18 protein-coding genes and 1 pseudogene are annotated in these 19924 nt (G+C 69.2%); 10 read left to right on the top strand and 9 right to left on the bottom strand.

Going from position 1 to position 19924, the window contains the following annotated elements:
• Positions 1–11: 11 nt before the first annotated feature.
• The 6 genes from gcvT (at position 12) to fghA (ending at position 7181) form a co-directional block, all read left to right on the top strand.
• On the top strand, positions 12–1175 hold the full coding sequence (gene gcvT, locus ALIDE2_RS12665) for a glycine cleavage system aminomethyltransferase GcvT (RefSeq protein WP_013722213.1): 1164 nt from the start codon (positions 12–14) through the stop codon (positions 1173–1175).
• 86 nt (positions 1176–1261) lie between these two features.
• The gene (gene gcvH / locus ALIDE2_RS12670; protein WP_013519175.1) at positions 1262–1636 is read left to right on the top strand and encodes a glycine cleavage system protein GcvH; all 375 of its coding nucleotides are present in this window, start codon (positions 1262–1264) and stop codon (positions 1634–1636) included.
• A gap of 128 nt (positions 1637–1764) precedes the next feature.
• On the top strand, positions 1765–4653 hold the full coding sequence (gcvP, locus tag ALIDE2_RS12675) for an aminomethyl-transferring glycine dehydrogenase (RefSeq protein WP_013722214.1): 2889 nt from the start codon (positions 1765–1767) through the stop codon (positions 4651–4653).
• Between the two features lie 158 nt (positions 4654–4811).
• Positions 4812–5072: a metal/formaldehyde-sensitive transcriptional repressor gene (locus ALIDE2_RS12680; RefSeq protein ID WP_013519177.1), complete on the top strand. Its 261-nt coding sequence runs from the start codon at positions 4812–4814 to the stop codon at positions 5070–5072.
• A 23-nt stretch (positions 5073–5095) separates the two neighbouring features.
• Positions 5096–6211 carry an S-(hydroxymethyl)glutathione dehydrogenase/class III alcohol dehydrogenase gene (locus tag ALIDE2_RS12685; protein ID WP_013519178.1) on the top strand — a complete coding sequence of 372 codons (1116 nt, stop codon included), beginning with the start codon at positions 5096–5098 and terminating at the stop codon, positions 6209–6211.
• Between the two features lie 109 nt (positions 6212–6320).
• Positions 6321–7181, top strand: a complete 861-nt coding sequence (fghA, locus tag ALIDE2_RS12690) for an S-formylglutathione hydrolase (protein WP_013722215.1) — start codon at positions 6321–6323, stop codon at positions 7179–7181.
• Positions 7182–7191: 10 nt separating this feature from the next.
• Here fghA and ALIDE2_RS12695 read toward each other — a convergent pair whose 3' ends face one another.
• On the bottom strand, positions 7192–7371 hold the full coding sequence (locus ALIDE2_RS12695) for a hypothetical protein (protein ID WP_013519180.1): 180 nt from the start codon (positions 7369–7371) through the stop codon (positions 7192–7194).
• A gap of 73 nt (positions 7372–7444) precedes the next feature.
• Between ALIDE2_RS12695 and ALIDE2_RS12700 the strand changes: the two genes are divergently transcribed.
• Positions 7445–8332 carry a LysR family transcriptional regulator gene (locus ALIDE2_RS12700; protein ID WP_013722216.1) on the top strand — a complete coding sequence of 296 codons (888 nt, stop codon included), beginning with the start codon at positions 7445–7447 and terminating at the stop codon, positions 8330–8332.
• Here the strand turns inward: ALIDE2_RS12700 and ALIDE2_RS12705 are convergent.
• Positions 8329–9447, bottom strand: coding sequence for a PA0069 family radical SAM protein (locus tag ALIDE2_RS12705; protein WP_013519182.1), 1119 nt, complete (start codon positions 9445–9447; stop codon positions 8329–8331). The two genes, ALIDE2_RS12700 and ALIDE2_RS12705, sit on opposite strands and share 4 nt — an antisense overlap.
• 275 nt (positions 9448–9722) lie before the next feature.
• Between ALIDE2_RS12705 and rnk the strand changes: the two genes are divergently transcribed.
• Positions 9723–10130, top strand: a complete 408-nt coding sequence (gene rnk / locus ALIDE2_RS12710) for a nucleoside diphosphate kinase regulator (RefSeq protein ID WP_013519183.1) — start codon at positions 9723–9725, stop codon at positions 10128–10130.
• A gap of 46 nt (positions 10131–10176) precedes the next feature.
• On the opposite strand, the gene ALIDE2_RS12715 is transcribed toward rnk, so the two are convergent.
• The 7 genes from ALIDE2_RS12715 to ALIDE2_RS12745 all read right to left on the bottom strand — a co-directional run bounded on the left by ALIDE2_RS12715 (position 10177) and on the right by ALIDE2_RS12745 (position 17934).
• Positions 10177–11334 carry an acyltransferase family protein gene (locus ALIDE2_RS12715; protein ID WP_013722217.1) on the bottom strand — a complete coding sequence of 386 codons (1158 nt, stop codon included), beginning with the start codon at positions 11332–11334 and terminating at the stop codon, positions 10177–10179.
• A 66-nt stretch (positions 11335–11400) separates the two neighbouring features.
• Complete coding sequence (locus ALIDE2_RS12720; protein ID WP_013519185.1) at positions 11401–12357, bottom strand: NAD(P)H-dependent flavin oxidoreductase; 957 nt, start codon at positions 12355–12357, stop codon at positions 11401–11403.
• A gap of 78 nt (positions 12358–12435) precedes the next feature.
• Positions 12436–14226: an acyl-CoA dehydrogenase gene (locus tag ALIDE2_RS12725; RefSeq protein ID WP_013519186.1), complete on the bottom strand. Its 1791-nt coding sequence runs from the start codon at positions 14224–14226 to the stop codon at positions 12436–12438.
• 83 nt (positions 14227–14309) lie between these two features.
• The gene (locus ALIDE2_RS12730; RefSeq protein WP_013722218.1) at positions 14310–15242 is read right to left on the bottom strand and encodes an electron transfer flavoprotein subunit alpha/FixB family protein; all 933 of its coding nucleotides are present in this window, start codon (positions 15240–15242) and stop codon (positions 14310–14312) included.
• A gap of 17 nt (positions 15243–15259) precedes the next feature.
• Entirely contained in the window at positions 15260–16009 is a 750-nt protein-coding gene (locus tag ALIDE2_RS12735; RefSeq protein ID WP_013519188.1) for an electron transfer flavoprotein subunit beta/FixA family protein, read from the bottom strand.
• Between the two features lie 171 nt (positions 16010–16180).
• Complete coding sequence (locus ALIDE2_RS12740; protein ID WP_013722219.1) at positions 16181–16960, bottom strand: enoyl-CoA hydratase; 780 nt, start codon at positions 16958–16960, stop codon at positions 16181–16183.
• A 14-nt stretch (positions 16961–16974) separates the two neighbouring features.
• Positions 16975–17934: a histone deacetylase family protein gene (locus tag ALIDE2_RS12745; protein ID WP_013519190.1), complete on the bottom strand. Its 960-nt coding sequence runs from the start codon at positions 17932–17934 to the stop codon at positions 16975–16977.
• A gap of 38 nt (positions 17935–17972) precedes the next feature.
• On the opposite strand from ALIDE2_RS12745, the gene ALIDE2_RS12750 reads away from it, so the two are divergent.
• Together ALIDE2_RS12750 and ALIDE2_RS12755 are read left to right on the top strand one after the other, a co-directional pair.
• Positions 17973–18893, top strand: coding sequence for an AAA family ATPase (locus ALIDE2_RS12750; RefSeq protein WP_013519191.1), 921 nt, complete (start codon positions 17973–17975; stop codon positions 18891–18893).
• Positions 18893–19911, top strand: a pseudogene (locus ALIDE2_RS12755) (DUF58 domain-containing protein). The gene ALIDE2_RS12750 and the pseudogene ALIDE2_RS12755 overlap by 1 nt, the downstream one beginning before the upstream one ends.
• The last annotated feature ends 13 nt before the right edge of the window (positions 19912–19924 follow it).

The following is a 19924-nucleotide window of genomic DNA, read 5'->3' on the forward strand; positions in this document are numbered from 1 at the left end:
TGGCCTCGGCCATGGCCCGCATTTGCCCTGGAGAAACCACCGTGACCGCCTCTGCCGACGCCCTGCTCACCACCCCGCTCAACGCCCTGCACCTAGAGCTCGGCGCCCGCATGGTGCCCTTCGCGGGCTACTCCATGCCCGTGCAGTACCCCACGGGCCTGATGGCCGAGCACCTGCACACGCGCGAGAAGGCGGGCCTGTTCGACGTGTCGCACATGGGTCAGCTCAAGCTCGTCGGCCCCGCTGCGGCGGCGGCGCTGGAGTCGCTCATGCCCGTGGACGTGATCGGCCTGCCCGTGGGCAAGCAGCGCTACGGCCTGCTGCTGAACGACGAGGGCGGGGTCATCGACGACCTGATGTTCTTCAACCAGGGCGACGACACCCTGTTCCTGATCGTCAACGGCGCGTGCAAGGCGGGCGACATCGCCCACATCCAGGCGCGCATCGGCCAGCGCTGCCAGGTGGTGACCATGCCCGACCAGGGCCTGCTGGCGCTGCAGGGGCCGCAGGCGGCCGCGGCGCTGGAGCGGCTGGTGCCCGGCGCCAGCCAGCTGGTGTTCATGAGCGGCGGCGGCTTCGACTGGAACGGCGCGTCGCTGTTCATCACCCGCAGCGGCTACACCGGAGAGGACGGCTTCGAGATCTCCGTGCCCGGCGCGCAGGCCGAGCAGTTCGCCCGCGCGCTGCTCGCGCAGCCCGAGGTCAAGCCCATCGGCCTGGGCGCGCGCAATTCGCTGCGCCTGGAAGCGGGCCTGTGCCTGTACGGCAACGACATCGACGCCACAACCACCCCGCCCGAGGCAGCGCTGAACTGGGCCATCCAGAAGGTGCGCCGCACGGGCGGCGCGCGCGCGGGCGGCTTTCCCGGCGCGGACAAGGTGCTGGCGCAGATCGACGACCCGGCCAGCCTCGCGCGCAAGCGCGTGGGCCTGATCGCCAAGGAGCGCGTGCCCGTGCGCGAGCCGGCGACGCTGGAGAACCTGGACGGCCAGCACATCGGCCAGGTCACCAGCGGGCTGCTGAGCCCCTCGCTCAACCAGCCCATCGCCCTGGCCTACGTGCAGCCCGACTACGCTGAAGCAGGCACCGAGCTGTTCGCCATGGTGCGCGGCAAGCCCGTGCCCATGGTGGTGGCGTCCACGCCCTTCCTGCCGCCGCGCTACCACCGGGGCTGATTTCCCCCGATTCCTGCCGGCCCCGGGGCGGATACATTGCGCCCTGGGCCTTCTCGCAAACCCCTTTTCTTTTTCCGGAGCCTTCCATGAGCCTCAAATTCTCCAAAGACCATGAATGGGTCGACGCCGCAGACGCCAACGCCGCCGTGGTCGGCATCACCGTGCACGCGCAGGACGCGCTGGGCGACGTGGTTTTCGTCGACCTGCCCGAAGTCGGCGCCACCCTCGCTCAGGGCGACGTGGCCGGCGTGGTCGAGTCGGTGAAGGCCGCGGCCGACGTGTACATGCCCGTCTCGGGCGAGATCGTGGAGGTCAACGAGGCCCTGCGCGCCGACCCGTCGCTGGCCAACAGCGACCCGCTGGCCGCGGGCTGGTTCTTCAAGGTCAAGATCAGCAACCCCGGCGAGCTCGACGGCCTGATGGACGAGACCGCCTACGGCGCCTTTGCCGCCAGCGCCTGATCAGTTCGCCACAAAAACCATAGCTGCTAGCGCTTGCTGCACATGGGTTTCAGGAACGAAAAAACTGAAACCCATTACCAACAGGCGCCAGCAGCTTAATTTTTAATAGCACTCCCGAGATTGGCCCCATGACTGCCGCCCTGCCCCTGTCCGCACTCGAAAACGCCACCGAATTCCTGCCCCGCCACATCGGCATCGACGCGCAGGACGAGGCGCACATGCTGTCCGCCATCGGCGAGGCCTCGCGCCGCGCGCTGGTCGATTCCATCGTGCCGCGCTCCATCGCCCGCGCGGCCGCCATGGATCTGCCCGCGCCCTGCACCGAGGCCGACGCGCTGGCCGAACTCAAGACCATCGCCGGCAGGAACCGGCTGCTCAAGAGCTTCATCGGCCAGGGCTACTACGGCACGCACACGCCGGGCGTGATCCTGCGCAACATCCTGGAGAACCCCGCCTGGTACACGGCCTACACGCCCTACCAGGCCGAGATCAGCCAGGGCCGCATGGAGGCGCTGGTCAACTTCCAGACCATGGTATGCGACCTGACTGCGATGCCGATCGCCAATGCCTCGATGCTCGACGAGGCCACGGCAGCGGCCGAGGCGATGACGCTGGCGAGGCGCTCGGTCAAGGCCAAGGGCAACGTGTTCATCGTCTCGGGCGACTGCCACCCGCAGACCATCGAGGTGATCCAGACCCGCGCCGCGCCGCTGGGCCTCGCGGTCAGGATCGTCCGCTCCGCCGAGGAATGGGTCGCCGCCATCAACGGTGACGACTACTTCGCCGCGCTCAACCAGTACCCCGCCAGCAGCGGCTGGCTGGCCGACTGGACGCAAAGCGCCGAGGCCATCCACGCGAAGAACGCCGCGCTGATCCTGGCCGCCGACCTGCTCGCGCTCACGCTGCTCAAGGCACCGGGCGAGATGGGCGCCGACATCGTCGTCGGTACCACGCAGCGCTTCGGCATGCCCATGGGCGCGGGCGGCCCGCACGCCGCCTACATGGCCTGCCGCGACGAGTTCAAGCGCTCCATGCCCGGGCGCCTCGTCGGCGTGAGCGTGGACGCGCACGGCCGGCCGGCCTACCGCCTCGCGCTGCAGACGCGCGAGCAGCACATCCGCCGCGAGAAGGCCACCTCCAACATCTGCACCGCGCAGGTGCTGCCCGCCGTCATCGCCAGCATGTACGCCGTGTACCACGGCCCCGAGGGCCTGACGCGCATCGCGCGGCGCGTGGCGCGCTTCACGGCCATCCTGAGCCGCGGCCTGGATCGGCTGGGCTACACCGCGCGCCACCACGGCACGGCCTTCGACACGCTGTGCCTGAAAACCGGAGACGCTACCGATGCGATAGCTGCCAGGGCAGTATCCATGGGCGCCAACCTGCGAAAAGCCTGGAAAGACTATCTGTGCATCTCGCTGGACGAGACCACCACCCGCGCCGACATCGAGCTGCTGTGGAAGATCTTCGCCAAGGACGGCCAGCAGCTCCCCACCATCGAGTCCATGGACGACGGCGCGCCGTCGCTCATCCCCGAGGGCCTGCGGCGCACCAGCGCCTTCCTCACGCACCCGGTGTTCAACACGCACCACAGCGAGACGGGCATGCTGCGCTACATCCGCCAGCTGTCCGACAAGGACCTTGCGCTGGACCGCACCATGATCCCGCTGGGCTCCTGCACCATGAAGCTCAACGCCACCAGCGAGATGATCCCCATCACCTGGCCCGAGTTCGCCGACGTGCACCCCTTCGCCCCGGCCGACCAGCTCGCGGGCTATGCCGAGCTCGACGCCCTGCTGCGGCGCTGGCTGTGCCAGGCCACCGGCTACGCCGGCGTGAGCCTGCAGCCCAACGCGGGCAGCCAGGGCGAATACGCGGGCTTGCTAGCCATCAAGGCCTACCACGAGGCCCAGGGCCACGCGCATCGCAACGTCTGCTTGATCCCGTCCAGCGCCCACGGCACCAACCCCGCCAGCGCGCAGATGGTAGGCATGCAGGTGGTGGTGACCAAGTGCGACGAGAGCGGCAACGTGGACATGGCGGACCTGCGCGCCAAGTGCGAGCAGCACAGTCAGGACCTGGCCTGCGTGATGATCACCTACCCGAGCACGCACGGCGTGTTCGAGACGCAGGTCAAGGAGCTGTGCCAGATCGTGCACCAGCACGGCGGCCGCGTGTACGTGGACGGCGCCAACATGAACGCCCTGGTCGGCGTGGCGGCGCCCGGCGAGTTCGGCGGCGACGTAAGCCACCTGAACCTGCACAAGACCTTCTGCATCCCGCACGGCGGCGGCGGCCCCGGCGTGGGCCCGGTGTGCGTGGTGGAGGATCTCGCACCCTACCTGCCCGGCCACGCCACCGCGGGCATCGCCGGCGGGACGGGCGCGGTCAGCGCGGCGCCCCTGGGCAACGCGGCCGTGCTGCCCATCAGCTGGATGTACATCCGCATGATGGGCGCCGAGGGCCTGACGGCCGCGACCGAGGCCGCGATCCTGAGCGCCAACTACATCAGCGCGCGCCTGAAGGACCACTACCCCACGCTGTACGCGTCGGCCAACGGCCACGTGGCGCACGAGTGCATCCTGGACCTGCGCCAGCTCAAGGAAACCAGCGGCGTGATGGCCGAGGACGTGGCCAAGCGCCTGATCGACTACGGCTTTCACGCGCCCACGCTGTCCTTCCCCGTGGCCAACACACTCATGGTCGAGCCCACCGAGAGCGAGACCCTGGCCGAGATCGACCGCTTCATCGACGCGATGATCGCCATCCGCGAGGAGATCCGCCACGTCGAGAACGGCACCTGGCCGCAGGACGACAACCCGCTCAAGAACGCCCCGCACACGGCCGAGAGCCTGCTCAAGGCCGATTGGCCCCACCCCTACGCGCGCGAAGCCGCCGCCTACCCCGTGGCCAGTCTGCGCCAGGGCAAGTACTGGGCCCCCGTGGGCCGCGTGGATAACGTGTACGGCGACCGCAACCTGTTCTGCAGCTGCGTGCCCGTGGGCGAGCCGGCCTGAACACCGCGCGCACCCCGCGACGAAGGCCCGGAAACGGGCCTTTTTTTCGGGCGAGCAATATACTACCCCCCAGTAGAATGATTTTTATGCAGTCCACCGCAGTTATATTGGGGGCTGTGCTTTTATACTAGCCCCCAGTACACCAAGTCACATCCCGTATGCCCCACACCGCCGAAGACAAGCAGCGCGCCATCACCCGCCTGCGCCGCATCCGCGGCCAGGCCGAGGCGCTGGAGCGCGCCGTGGAGGCGGGCAGCGACTGTGCGCCCATCCTGCAGCAGCTGGCCGCCATGCGCGGCGCCGTGCACGGGCTGATGGCCGACCTGCTCGACAGCCACGTGCGCGAGACGCTGGCGCAGCAGCCCTCGCCCCAGGCCGTCGAGGAGATGCGGGCCCTGCTGCGCTCGTACCTGAAATAACCCGTCCCCAAAGGAGCCCTGCCATGAAATCCCGCGCCGCCGTTGCCTTCAAAGCCGGAGAACCCCTCACGATCGTCGAGATCGACGTCGCCCCGCCGAAGAAGGGCGAGGTGCTCATCCGGATCACCCACACGGGCGTGTGCCACACCGACGCCTTCACCCTGAGCGGCGACGACCCCGAAGGCATCTTCCCCGCCGTGCTGGGCCATGAGGGCGCCGGCATCGTCGTCGAGTGCGGCGAAGGCGTGACCAGCGTGAAGCCCGGCGACCACGTGATCCCGCTGTACACCGCCGAGTGCGGCGAATGTCTGTTCTGCAAGAGCGGCAAGACCAACCTGTGCGTGGCCGTGCGCGCCACCCAGGGCAAGGGCGTGATGCCCGACGGCACCACGCGCTTCTCGTACAACGGCCAGCCCGTCTACCACTACATGGGCTGCAGCACCTTCAGCGAATACACCGTGGTAGCCGAGGTGTCGCTCGCCAAGGTCAACCCCCAGGCCAACCCCGAGCAGGTGTGCCTGCTGGGCTGCGGCGTGACCACGGGCCTGGGCGCCGTGAAGAACACCGCCAAGGTGCAGGAGGGCGACACCGTGGCCGTCTTCGGCCTGGGCGGCATAGGCCTGGCCGTGATCCAGGGCGCGAAGCTGGCCAAGGCCGGGCGCATCATCGCCGTCGACACCAATCGGGCCAAGTTCGACCTTGCGCGCACCTTCGGCGCCACCGATTGCGTGAACCCCAAGGACTTCGACAAGCCCATCCAGCAGGTGATCGTGGAGATGACCGGCTGGGGCGTGGACCACAGCTTCGAGTGCATAGGCAACGTCCAGGTCATGCGCGCGGCGCTCGAATGCGCGCACCGCGGCTGGGGCCAGAGCGTCATCATCGGCGTGGCCGGCGCGGGCCAGGAGATCAGTACCCGCCCGTTCCAGCTCGTCACCGGCCGTCGCTGGCTGGGCACGGCCTTCGGCGGCGTCAAGGGCCGCAGCGAGTTGCCCGACATGGTCGAGGACGCCATGGCCGGCAAGATCCAGCTCAAGCCCTTCGTGACGCACACCATGGGCCTCACGGACATCAACCTAGCCTTTGACCTGATGCACGAGGGCAAGTCCATCCGCTCGGTGGTCCACTACGCGGACTGACGAAAACAGGAGCGCCCGGCGCTTGCCAGCCAATGGCTCCAGGCACTTTCCTGCCTGAAGCCGTTTGCCATATTGCGTCGGCAACTATCGAAACAGGAGCTTGAACCCCATGTCCACTGCCATCGAACTGCTGTCGAGCCACGCCTGCTTCGGCGGCGAGCAGCGCTTCTACCGCCACGCGTCGCGCGAGATCGGCCTGCCCATGCAGTTCTCCGTCTACCTGCCGCCCCGCGCCCTGGCGGGCGACGCCGCGCCCGCCCTGCTCTACCTGGCAGGCCTGACCTGCACCGAGGAAACCTTCATGGTCAAGGCCGGCGCCCAGCGCCTGGCGGCCGAGCTGGGCCTGGCGCTGATCGCGCCCGACACCAGCCCGCGCGGCGCGGGCGTGGCGGGCGAGGCCGACGCCTGGGACTTCGGCGAGGGCGCGGGCTTCTACCTGGACGCCACGCAGGCCCCCTGGGCCGCGCACTGGCGCATGGAAAGCTGGCTGCTGCGGGAGCTGCTGCCGCTCGTTGCCGCCACCCTGCCCGTGGACGCCGTGCGGCTGGGCATCTTCGGCCACAGCATGGGTGGCCACGGCGCGCTCACGCTGGCGCTACGCCACCCGGGCCGATTCAGGAGCCTGTCGGCCTTCGCCCCCATCTGCGCGCCCACGCGCTGCCCCTGGGGCGAGAAGGCCTTCGGCGGCTACCTGGGCGCCGACCGCGCGGCCTGGGCCGCGCACGACGCCACCGCGCTCATGCACAGCCAGGCCGCCGCACCCTACCCCGCGGGCATCCTCATCGACCAGGGCCTGGCCGACAAATTCCTGGCCGAGCAGCTGCACCCGCACCTGTTCGAGGCCGCCTGCGCGTCCGTGGGCCAGCCGCTCACGCTGCGCCGCCACGCGGGCTACGACCACGGCTACTACTTCATCCAGAGCTTCGTGGACGACCACCTGCGCCACCACGCCCGGCAGCTGGCGGCGTAGAGCTTCGCCTTCACCCGCCATGGGGCGGCACCCTGAAGCCGTCCATGATGCGCTTCTCGGCCCGCTCCAGGGCCAGGCCCACTCTCTCCAGCCATTGCCGGATCCGGCCGCCCTCCCGCGAGCGCGCTGCTGCGGGCACGCCCTGCGGCGGGCCGTCCTGTGTCGTCGTGGGCTTGGTTTCATCAGGCATGGCAGGGCGATGCTCACGCCTGCCGTACCATCTGTAAAGTTGAATTGAATGAATTGAGGATTCATAAATCCTGATGCGCAACCTCAACCTCGACCAGTTGCAGACGCTGATCGCCATCGCGGACCTGGGCACCTTCGCCGCCGCCGCGCAGGCGCTGCACCTCGCGCCGCCCACCGTCAGCCTGCACATCAAGGAGCTGGAGTCGCGCCTGCAGGCAGATCTCGTCGTGCGCGGCAGGCGGCAGGCTGAACTGACGCAGGCCGGTAAGGCGCTGGTGGAGGAAGGACGCAAGCTGCTGGCGGCCAGCGACGATCTGGTCGAGCTGGTCCGGCGCCGCGCCACGGGGCTCGATGGCCTCGTGAAGGTGGGCGTCTCGGCCGGCGTCAGCACCCGGCTGCTACCCATGATGCTCGAAGCGCTGAGCCGGCAAAGCCCGGGGGTGGAGGTCAGGCTGGAGGCTGTGGGATCGGCCGACGCCATGCTGCGCCTGAAAGCCGACACGCTCGACATCGGCATCGTCGCCAGCCCCCAGCCGGCGGTCGCGGGAATCCGCCTGACACCCTGGCGCAACGACTTGATGGTTGCGCTCCTCCCCGCGTCCTGGGGCGCGCCGGAACTGGTGACGCCCGAATGGCTTGCGGGGCGCCGCTGGGCGTCCTTCGCCCCCGCGACGCAGATGCACGGCCTCATCGCCGCGTGGTTCGGCCAGGCCGGGTTCAATCCGCGCCCCTATCTGGCCCTGAGCTACCCCGGCGCGCTCAAGAGCCTGGCCGCGGCCAGCCAGAGCGCCGCCATCCTGCCGCTGGAGGAGGTCAAGGACGAGCAGCACTCGCCAGACGTGCAGATACGCCATCTGCACCCCCCGCTGATGCGGCCCATGGCCGTGGCGCACCGGTATTCGCCGGAACCCGGCCGGGCCGTATCCAGCGTGCTGCAGGTGCTGGCCGACTTCGCCGGCTAGAACAGCACGCCCTGGCCGCGCGCCAGCGCCGGGCGGTACTGCGACAGGTCCAGCGCGGTGCGCTGGCGGTTCAGGCCCAGGCGCGCGCAGGCCTTCTCGAAGCGCTGGCGCAGCAGGTCGGCCCACAGGCCCGTGCCTTTCATGCGGGTGCCGCGGCGGCTGTCGTAGGCCTTGCCGGCGCGCCGGTCGGCCTCGGCGATGCCGTGCAGATCCTGTATGCGCGCCAGCACGCGCTCGGCGCGCTGTGGGTAGTGCAGTTGCAGCCATTCGCGCATCAGCGGGTTGAGCTCCCACGGCAGGCGAATCACGGTGTAGAAGGCCGAGGTGGCGCCCGCGTCGCGCGCGGCAGCCAGCACCTGCTCCATGTCCTCGGTGATGAACGGGATCTGCGGCGCCACGCTCACGCCCACGGGCACGCCGGCTTCGGCCAGGGTCCGTATGGTGCGCAGCCGCCGGTGCGGCGCGGCGGCGCGCGGCTCCAGCACGCGCGCCAGGGCCGCGTCCAGCGTGGTGATGGTCACGCAGGCCATGGCGAGCCGCTCGCGCGCCAGCGGGGCCAGCAGGTCCAGGTCGCGCTCCACGCCGCTGCTCTTGGTGACCAGCGCGAACGGGTGGCGCGCATCGCGCATCACCTCGATCACCGCGCGCGTCAGAAGCAGCTCGCGCTCCACGGGCTGGTAGCAGTCGGTGGCCGAGCCGATGTTGACGACGGACGGCCGGTGGCCCGCACGCGCCAGCTCGGCGCGCAGCAGCGCGGCAATGTTGCGCTTGGCGATGATGCGGGTCTCGAAGTCCAGCCCCGGCGAGAGGCCGAGATAGCTGTGCGTGGGCCGCGCATAGCAGTACACGCAGCCATGCTCGCAGCCGCGGTAGGGGTTCACGGACTGCTCGAAGAAGATGTCGGGCGAGTCGTTGGAGCACAGGGCGCTGCGCGCGTCCTCCCAGATCACCTGTGTGCGCGGCGCGGCCGCGGGCCCGGCGCCGTCGGCCTGGGCATCCCAGCCGTCGTCGAAGGCATCACGCGCGTCGCGGGCGAACCGGTGCACCATGCGGCTCGCCGCGCCGCGCCCCTTGATGGCCTGCAGGGGAAGCGTAAGGATGCCGTCTTCATGCATGTTGATAACTGTACAAATATACAGCTATACAGCTATATTTGCAAGAATAGGCCCTAAGCGATTTCCGCCCTTCTGGCAAATGCCGCGTAATTCACACCGGTCGCGTGCGAGATCACTTGGCAAAGCCTGGTCCGCGCCGCACAATGCTGCATCGCACCAAGATGGTGCTCCAGAAACATGCCTTGGCCCGGACAACCCCGTTGCCCGGGCTTTTGTCCGTTTGAGCATCGCCGCCGCACCGCAGGCGGCCACCACCTAGCCAAGGGAGTCCTACCATGCAGCGCAAACCCCACATCATCCTGTCGTCCCTGGACATGGAGCGCATAGAAGCCCTGCTGGAGAAGCAGACGGCGCCGTTTCCCGGCCGCGACGCGCTGGAGGCGGAGCTCGACCGCGCCGACGTGTTCGACCCCAAAGACATGCCGCCCAACGTGGTGACCATGAACTCCACCGTGCGCTTCACCATGCTGGAGTCCGGCAAGACCAATACGCTGACGCTGGTCTACCCCAAGGAGATGGACGGCTCCGGCGACAAGGTGTCGATCTTCGCGCCGGTGGGTATCGCGCTGCTGGGCCTCGCCGTGGGCGACGAGTTCCAGATGCCCAGCCCCACGGGGCAGGTCACGGTGCGCGTGGACGGCATCGAATTCCAGCCCGAGAACGCGGGCGAACTGCACCGCTGAGCAACACTCCCACCCGGCCGCCAAGGCAGCCCGCGCGGCTGCCTTTTTACTTGAGGCCGGCCAGCAGGGCCGCCAGCAGGCCCGTGCCCACGAGCCCTGCCTGCCAGCGCAGCGCCGCCTGCCAGGTGGGCACATGGCGCTCCACGCGCTCATACAGCAGATGGCCCGCGGCAATGGACAGGGCGAACGCCAGCACCATGCCCGCCTCGGCCGCTGCAATGGACTGCGGCCAGAAATGGCTTTCCACGGCGTTGACGAGCAGGCACACCGAGAAGTGCACGAGGAAGACCGAGTACGAGATCCGCCCCAGCCGGTTGAGCGGCGCCCAGCCCGTCCAGCGCGCCAGGGCGGGCGTGCGCATGGTCGCCACCAACGCCAGCGCCGTGGCGCCGGCCAGGGCTATGCGCGGCCGCCATTCCAGCGTGAGCGCCGCCAGCACCAGGGCCGCCATGAGCATTGCCCAGCTCCAGGCGCCCACGGCCCGGGGCGATTGCACGGCCCAGCAGGCCAGCATGCCGAGCCCGTAGGCGCCGAAGAAGTACACGGCCCACACGTCCCACTGCGCGTCCAGGTTGAAGTGCAGCAGCGACGCCGCCACGCCGGCCAGCACCAGGGCCTGCCCACCGCTCATCGCCCAGGGCCAGCAGCGCGCCAACGCGCGGCCGCCCCAGCGCATGCGCAGCGTCGCGGCCAGCCTGGTCACGCCGGCCAGCAGCAGGGTGGTCAACGCGAACAGCTGGAAGTCGATGGCGACGTACCACACGCCGGCCGAGAGCGACTCCTCGCCGAGCACGCCGTGCAGCAGCAGGGCATGGGCCAGCAGCTGCCACAGGGTGGGGTCTTCCGAGACCGATGGATGGTCGAACCACGGCCGCACGGCCGCCTGCACCACGATGGCCACCACCAGCGCCACGGTGTAGGGCACCACGAGGCGCACGAAGCGCCGCGCGTTGCGGGGCCAGGGGTCATCGAAGCGCGCATGCCCCCGGGGCGCCAGGCTGGCCGCAGCCAGGAAGCCGCCGAGCACCAGGAACACCTGCACGGCCATGCGCGCGTATTCGCCGAGCCAGTCGATCACCTCCGGCATGGCTTGGCGCGCCACGTCGGACATGGGGCCGTAGAACGCCAGGTGGTGCCAGACGATGGCGGCGCAGGCCAGCCCCTTGGTGCAATCGATCAGGGCGCTGCGGTGAACCTGGGTCATGGGGCGGTGGGGGTCCGATGCAATCGGAATGCGGGGCCGGCGATGCCCGGCCCTCCATAGTCAACGTCAGCCCAGCGCCAGGCGTTGACGCGCCTCCTGGTATTCGCGGCGCAGGCGCGCGATGAGCTCGGCCGCCGGCACCACCGCGGTGATGCTGCCGATGCCCTGCCCGCAGCCCCAGATGTCCTTCCAGGCCTTCTTGGCGTCGCCACCGAAGTTCATCTTGCTCGGGTCGGACTCGGGCAGCTTGTCCGGATCCAGCCCCGCCGCGCGGATCGAAGGGGCGAGGTAATTGCCGTGCACGCCCGTGAACAAGTTGCTGTAGACGATGTCGTCGCTGGTGCCCTCGACGATGGCCTGCTTGTAGGCGTCCACCGCGCGCGCCTCGTGCGTGGCGATGAAGGCCGAGCCGATGTAGGCGAAGTCCGCCCCTGCCGCCTGCGCCGCCAGGATGGCGCCGCCCGAGGCGATGGAGCCCGACAGCGCGAGCGGGCCGTCGAACCATTGGCGAATCTCCTGCACCAGCGCAAACGGGCTCTTCACGCCCGCGTGGCCGCCGGCGCCAGCGGCCACGGCGATCAGGCCGTCGGCGCCCTTCTCGATGGCCTTGCGCGCGAACTTGTTGTTGATGATGTCGTGCAGCACGATGCCGCCCCAGCCGTGCACGGCCTGGTTCACGTCCTCGCGCGCGCCCAGGCTGGTGATAACGATGGGCACCTTGTACTTGGCGCACACCTGCATGTCGTGCTCCAGCCGGTCGTTGCTCTTGTGCACGATCTGGTTGATGGCGAACGGCGCCGAGGGCTGGTCTGGATGCGCCCGGTCCCAGGCGGCCAGGGTTTCGGTGATTTCCGCGAGCCAGTCTTCGAGCTGCGCCGCCGGGCGCGCATTCAGCGCCGGCATGGAGCCCACGATACCGGCCTTGCACTGCTCGATCACGAGCCGGGGGTTGCTGATGATGAACAGGGGCGAGCCGATCACGGGCAGCGAGAGCTTTTGCAACGCCAGCGGCAGCTTGGACATACGGATGGTCTCCTTGAGTAATGAATCGGCCTCCAGTACTTGTGCATCAAGCGCTGGCAGCTATCGAAATGTGAATTGTTAGAACGTATCCAGGGGCAGCGCCATGACGCTGGCCGCGCCCTCGACGATGGCGTCGCGCTGTCCTGGCGCCTTCACCAGGATGTGCTCGGCATAGAAACGCGCGGTGGCGATCTTGGCCTGCATGAAGGCCGCGTCCTGTCCCTTGGACGACAGATCCTGCGCCACCAGCAGCGCGCGCGCCAGTTGCCAGCCGGCCACTAGGTTGCCTGCCAGCATCAGGTAGGGCACGCTGCCCGCGTACACGTCGTTGGGGTGCGCCTTGGCGCCACCGGCGATGAAGTCCACCGCATCGAGGAACGCCTGGCGCGCCGCGCCCAGGCGCCGCGCCACGGCCTGGGCGTCGGCCGTGCCGCTAGCGATCAGTTCGCCTTCCGTCTTCTCGATCTGCGCGGCGACGGCCCTGGCCATCTGGCCACCGTCGCGCGCGGTCTTGCGGCCCACCAGGTCGTTGGCCTGGATGGCGGTCGTGCCCTCGTAGATGGTCAGGATACGCGCGTCGCGGTAGTACTGGGCGGCGCCGGTTTCCTCGATGAAACCCATGCCGCCATGCACCTGCACGCCGAGCGACGTGACCTCCAGGCTCATCTCGGTGCTGTAGCCCTTCACGAGCGGCACCATGAATTCGTAGAACGCGGCGTTGTCCTTGCGAACCTGTGCGTCGGGGTGGTGGTGCGCGGCATCGTAGGCTGCGGCGGCCACGCTCGCCATGCCGCGGCAGCCCTCGGTATAGGCGCGCATGGTCATGAGCATGCGGCGCACGTCGGGGTGGTGGATGATGGCCGCGCTGCCCGCGACGCTGCCATCCACCGGCCGGCTCTGCACGCGGTCCTTGGCGTACTGCACGGCCTTCTGGTAGGCGCGCTCGGCCACCGCGATGCCCTGCACGCCCACGGCGTAGCGCGCGGCGTTCATCATGATGAACATGTATTCGAGGCCGCGGTTCTCCTCGCCCACCAGGTAGCCGACGGCGCCGCCATGGTCGCCGAACTGCAGCACCGCCGTGGGCGATGCCTTGATGCCGAGCTTGTGCTCGATGCTCACGCAGTGCACGTCGTTGCGCGCGCCCAGGCTGCCGTCGGCATGCACCATGAACTTGGGCACCACGAACAGGCTGATGCCCTTCACCCCCTCGGGCGCGCCCGCCACGCGCGCGAGCACCAGGTGCACGATGTTCTCGGCCATGTCGTGCTCGCCGTAGGTGATGAAGATCTTGGTGCCGAAGAGCTTGTACGTGCCGTCCGCCTGGGGTTCGGCCCTGGTGCGCACCAGGGCCAGGTCCGAGCCCGCCTGGGGCTCGGTGAGGTTCATGGTGCCGGTCCACTGGCCGCTGATGAGCTTTTCCAGGTAGGTGGCCTTGAGCGCGTCGCTGCCTGCGGTGAGCAGCGCCTCGATGGCGCCGTCGGTGAGCAGCGGGCACAGCGCGAAGCTCAGGTTGGCGCTGTTGAGCATTTCGCCGCAGGCCGCGCCTATGGTCTTGGGCAGGCCCTGGCCGCCGAAGTCGGCCGGGTGCTGCAGGCCCTGCCAGCCGCCCTCGGCGAACTGGCGGAAGGCTTCCTTGAAGCCCAGCGTGGTGGTGACGACGCCGTCCTTGAAGGACGACGGATCGCGGTCGCCCGCCACGCTCAAGGGCGCCACCACGCCCTCGTTGAACTTCGCGCATTCCTCCAGCACGGCGGCGGCCGTTTCCAGGCCGGCGTCCTCGAAGCCAGGGATCTGCGCAACCTGGTCGATGCGCGCCAGGTGCTCGATGGCGAACAGCATGTCCTTGACGGGGGCGGTGTAGCTCATAGGATCGACTCCAACTCGAATACGGTACTAACGGGGTGAAAAAAAGGGCATCGCAAGCGATGCCCTCATGCCGGCATGGCGGCCTACAGCGCCTTGACCAGTTCCGGCACGGCCTGGAACAAGTCCGCCTCCAGCCCGTAGTCGGCCACGCTGAAGATCGGCGCCTCGGGGTCCTTGTTGATGGCCACGATGACCTTGCTGTCCTTCATGCCCGCCAGGTGCTGGATGGCCCCCGAGATGCCGCACGCGATGTACAGCTGCGGCGCCACGATCTTGCCCGTCTGCCCCACCTGCAGGTCGTTGGGCGCGTAGCCCGCGTCCACGGCCGCGCGGCTCGCGCCGATGGCCGCGCCCAGCTTGTCGGCCAGCGGGGTGATGACTTCGTTGAATTTCTCGGCGCTGCCCAGGGCGCGGCCGCCGCTGACGATGATCTTGGCGGCGGTGAGTTCGGGTCGGTCGCTCTTGGCGATTTCGCTGCCCACGAAGCGGCTTTTGCCGCTGTCGGCCACGGCGGCCGCGGTTTCGACCTGTGCCGCGCCGCCCGTGGCGGGCGCTGCGTCGAAGCCCGTGGTGCGCACGGTGATGACTTTGACGCTGTCGCCGCTTTGCACGGTGGCAATGGCGTTGCCCGCGTAGATGGGGCGCTCGTAGGTGTCGGCGGAGATGACTTTGGTGATGTCGCTGATTTGCGCGACGTCGAGCTTGGCGGCCACGCGCGGGGCCACGTTCTTGCCGCCGGCGGTGGCCGGGAACAGGATGTGGCTGTAGTTGCCGGCGATCTGCAGTACCTGGGCGGCGAGGTTCTCGGCCAGGCCGTCCTTGAGGCTGGCGCCGTCGGCGTGGATGACTTTGGCGACGCCGGCGATCTGGGCTGCTGCCTGGGCCGCGGCCTGGGCGTTTTCTCCGGCAACGAGTACGTGCACGTCGGCGCCGCAGGCGGCCGCTGCGGTGACGGTGTTGAGGGTGGCGGCCTTGATGGTCGCGTTGTCGTGTTCTGCGATGACGAGTGCGGTCATGGTCTGTTTCCTTTGCCTCAGATCACTTTGGCTTCGTTCCGGAGTTTGGCCACGAGGGTGGCGACGTCGGGGACTTTGATGCCGGCGCCGCGTTTCGGGGGTTCGGCCACTTTGAGGGTTTTCAGGCGCGGGGCAACTTGAACGCCCAGGTCTTCGGGCTTGACGCTCTCCAGCGGCTTTTTCTTGGCCTTCATGATGTTGGGCAGGGTGACGTAGCGCGGTTCATTGAGGCGCAGGTCGGTGGTCACCACGGCGGGCAAGCTGAGCGCCAGGGTTTCGAGGCCGCCGTCGATTTCGCGCGTGACGTTGGCTTTGTCGCCGGCGATTTCGACTTTGCTGGCGAAGGTGGCCTGGGGCAGGTCGGCCAGGGCGGCGAGCATCTGGCCGGTCTGGTTGGCGTCGTCGTCGATGGCCTGTTTGCCCAGGATGATGAGGCCGGGCTGTTCCTTGTCCACCAGGGCCTTCAGGAGCTTGGCCACGGCCAGCGGCTGCAGTTCGGCGTCGGTTTCCACGAGGATGGCGCGGTCGGCGCCGATGGCCATGGCGGTGCGCAGGGTTTCCTGGCATTGCGCCACGCCGCAGCTGACGGCGATGACTTCGGTGGCCGCGCCTTTTTCCTTCAGGCGTACGGCTTCCTCGACGGCGATTTCGTCGAACGGGTTCATGCTCATCTTCACGTTGGCGATGTCTACGCCCGTGCCGTCCGATTTCACCCGGACTTTCACGTTGTAGTCCACCACGCGTTTGACGGGGACCAAGACCTTCATTGCTGCGGCTCCTTTGATGGTTGATTGATTGACGTGTACGTAAACCGGCCGATTCTATTGCGCGCCGCAGCATGCCGGGCATTCGCGGTGCCCGCGGCGCAGGAAGCCAGAAACGAACGATCGTGCTTTTTAGCGATTATGCCAGCATGCCCATGGGTCCGGGCCCACTGGTCAGGACTGCTTCCAGGCCGGCTGGCGCTTTTCGGCGAATGCGCGGGCGCCCTCCTGCGCGGCCTCGTCCATCATGTTGGTGGCCATGGCCTGCCCGGCGATCTGGTAGGCGGCGTCGATGCCCAGCTCGCGCTGCTGGTACACCAGGGCCTTGCCCATGGCCACGGCCGTGCGGGGCTTCTGCAGGATGGAGCGCACCAGCGCTTGCACCTCGGCGTCCAGCGCCTCGGGCGGCGCCACGCGGTTGACCAGCCCCTCGGCGAGGGCGGTGCGCGCGTCGATGAAGTCGCCCGTGAGCAGCATCTCCATAGCCCGCTTGGCTGGCACGTTGCGCACCAGCGGCACGCTGGGCGTGGCGCAGAACAGGCCGTAGTGGATGCCGCTGGTGGCGAAGCTGGCCGCCTCGCTGGCCACGGCCAGATCGCACTGCGCCACGAGCTGGCAGCCTGCCGCCGTGGCCATGCCGTGCACGCGCGCGATGACCGGCACGGGCAGCTTGTGGATCGCGAGCATCACGCGGCTGCAGCGAGCGAACAGGTCCTGGTACCAGGCCAGGTCGGGGTGCTGCGCCATGTCCTTGAGGTTATGGCCCGCGCAGAAGGCCTTGCCGGCGGCGGCCAGCACCACCACGCGCGCGCGCTCGTCCCGCGCCACCTCGTCGAGCGCCTGGTGCAGGGCGGCGAGCATTTCGTGGCCCAGCGCGTTGAAGCGCGCGGGATCATTGAGCGTGAGCGTGACCACGCCGCGCGCGTCGCGCGCCACGTGCAACAGATCCGACATGGCAGATTCCTCCATCACAGGTCCGCGAGCACGCGCACGTGCGCCTCCACGCTGCGCGCCAGCGGCCCCATCACGTAGCCGCCCTCCAGGCAGGAGACGATGCGCTTGCTGGAAAAGCGCCGCGCCACGTCCTTGATGCGCATGGTGATCCAAGCGTAGTCCTGCTCGGTCAGGCCCAGCTGGCCCATGTCGTCCTCGCGGTGCGCGTCGAAGCCCGCGCTGATGAAGATCATCTCGGGCTTGAACTCCTCCAGGCGCGGGATCCACATCATCTCGACGATGTCGCGCACGTCCATGCCCTTGGTGTAGGCGGGCACGGGCACGTTGAGCATGTTGGGCGCGGGATCCTGGTCGCCGCAGTACGGGTAGAACGGGTGCTGGAAGATACTGACCATGAGCGCGCGCGGGTCGCCCGCCAGGATGTCCTCCGTGCCGTTGCCGTGGTGCACGTCGAAGTCCACCACGGCCACGCGCTTGAGGTTGTGGCGCTGCAGCGCGTACTTGGCGGCGATGGCCACGTTGTTGAAGAAGCAGAAGCCCATGGCCTTGGAGCGCGTGGCGTGGTGGCCCGGCGGGCGCACGCAGCAGAAGGCGTTCTCCAGCTCGCCGGCCAGCACCGCGTCGGTGGCCTCCAGGGCCGCGCCGGCGGCGCGCAGGGCCGCCGTCCAGGTGTAGCGGTTCATGGCGGTGTCGGTATCGAGCTGCGTGAGGGGGGAGCCGCCGGCGTCCTCCTCCTCGATGAGCATGTCGGACAGGCCGCGCAGCGCGGCTATGTGCATGCGGTCGTGGGCCAACTCTATGTCGGCCAGCGAGGCCAGCGGGGCTTCGCGGTGTTCGAGCGCGTCGGCAACGCCGCTCACCAGCAGACGGTCCTCGATGGCGTCCAGCCGCGCCGGGCACTCGGGGTGCCCCGGCCCCATTTCGTGCTTGCGGCAATCGCGATGGGTGTAATAGCCCGTCTTGCTCACAGTCATTCCCCTGTGTCTCGTTTGTTTTCGGATAACGTCAGGCCATGCACGCACAGCACAAGATCCGGTCGCTCTTAGACCAGCTTAACACGGTGATCACCGGGAAAAGCTTACAAATCCAGGACTGCGTGACCTGCCTGCTCGCGGGTGGCCACCTGCTCATCGAGGACGTTCCCGGCGTGGGCAAGACCACTCTGGCCCATGCGCTGGCGCGCACCTTCGGGCTGTCGTTCACGCGCGTGCAGTTCACGTCCGACCTGATGCCCAGCGACCTCACGGGCGTGTCGGTGTACGAGCGCGGCACGGAGGACTTCCGCTTCCACCCCGGCCCCGTGTTCACCCAGGTGCTGCTGGCCGACGAGATCAACCGCGCCAGCCCCAAGACGCAGAGCGCGCTGCTCGAGGCCATGGAGGAAAAGCAGGTCTCGGTGGAGGGCGCCACGCGCCCCCTGCCCCAGCCCTTCTTCGTCATCGCCACGCAGAACCCGTACGACCAGTTGGGCACCTTCCTGCTGCCCGAGAGCCAGCTCGACCGCTTCCTGATGCGCATCTCGCTGGGCTACCCCGACCGCGCCTCCGAGCGCCTGCTGCTGGCCGGCGGCGACCGCCGCGACATGCTGGCGGCCCTGCCGCCGCTGCTGTCGGCGGACGAGCTGGCCGCGCTGCAGCAGCAGGTGCTGGCCGTGCACACGGCCGGGCCGCTGCTGGACTACGTGCAGGACCTGGTGGCCGCCACGCGCTCGGGCCGCTGGTTCGCGCAGGGCCTGTCGCCGCGCGCGGGCATCGCCCTGGTGCGCGCGGCCAAGGCCCAGGCGCTCATCGAGGGGCGCGACTACGTGGCGCCCGACGATGTGCAGGCCGTCCTGCCGCAGACCATCGCCCACCGCCTGCAACCCGTGGGCGAGGCCGGGCGCGGCAGCGTGGAGCAGGTGCGAGCCATGGTCGAGTCCATCCCCCTGCCCTGATGCGTTCCACATTCGACCAGGCCGCATCCCCTGCGGCCCACGCGCGGCAGCCAGCGCCCTGGGCGGGGGCGAAGGAGCGCTGGCGGCGCTGGTGGAGCGCGCGCCTGCCGCGCACCGACACGCTCGCGCTGACCCAGCGCAACATCTACATCCTGCCCACGGCCGCGGGCTGGATGCTGGCGCTCACGCTGTTCGTGCTGCTGGTGGCCTCCATCAACTTCCAGCTCAACCTGGGCTACCTGCTGACCTTCCTGCTGGCCGGCAGCGCCGTGGTCGGCGTGCACCTGTGCCACGCCACGCTGCGCGGCCTGACGCTGCGCCTGCTCGCCCCCGAGCCGCAGTTCCTCGGCGCGGCGGCGCCGCTGCAGGTGCAGCTGAACAGCGGCGCGCGCACGACGCGCTACGGCATAGGCGTGGCCGTGCGCGCGGGCGCCCGGGAATGGGCCTGGACCGACGTGCCGGCCCAGGGCAGCGCCACGGTGCAGGTGGCCTTCCGGCCCGAGCGGCGCGGCCTGCATGGCGTGCCCACGCTGATGCTGGAAACGCGCTACCCGCTGGGCACCTTCCGCGTCTGGGCGCTGTGGCGGCCCGCGGCCCAGGTGCTGGTCTACCCCCGGCCCGAGACCCCCGCGCCGCCGCTGCCGCCCGGCGAGCCGCTCGCGGGCGCGGGCCAGGCCCCGGCGCATGGCATGGGCGAATACGACGGCGCGCGCGCCTACCGGCGCGGCGACCCGCTCAGGCTCGTGCTCTGGAAGAAAGCCGCCCGGTCGATGGCCACGGGCACGCACGGCCTGGTCAGCCGCGACACCCAGGAGGCGCGGCGCCCGCGCTGTGGCTGGACTGGAGCGCCACCGGGCTCGCCGCGCCCGAGACGCGCCTGTCGCGCCTGACCGCCTGGGTGCTGCAGGCCGACCGCCTGGGCGTGGCCTACGGCCTGCGCCTGCCCGGCCGGCAGATCGCACCGGACAGCGGGGCCGCGCACCGGCGCCGCTGCCTGGAAGCACTGGCGCTGTGCTGACCCGTTTTTCAAC

It is taken from the genome of Alicycliphilus denitrificans K601 (assembly GCF_000204645.1).
Classification (GTDB): Bacteria; Pseudomonadota; Gammaproteobacteria; order Burkholderiales; family Burkholderiaceae_C; genus Alicycliphilus; species Alicycliphilus denitrificans.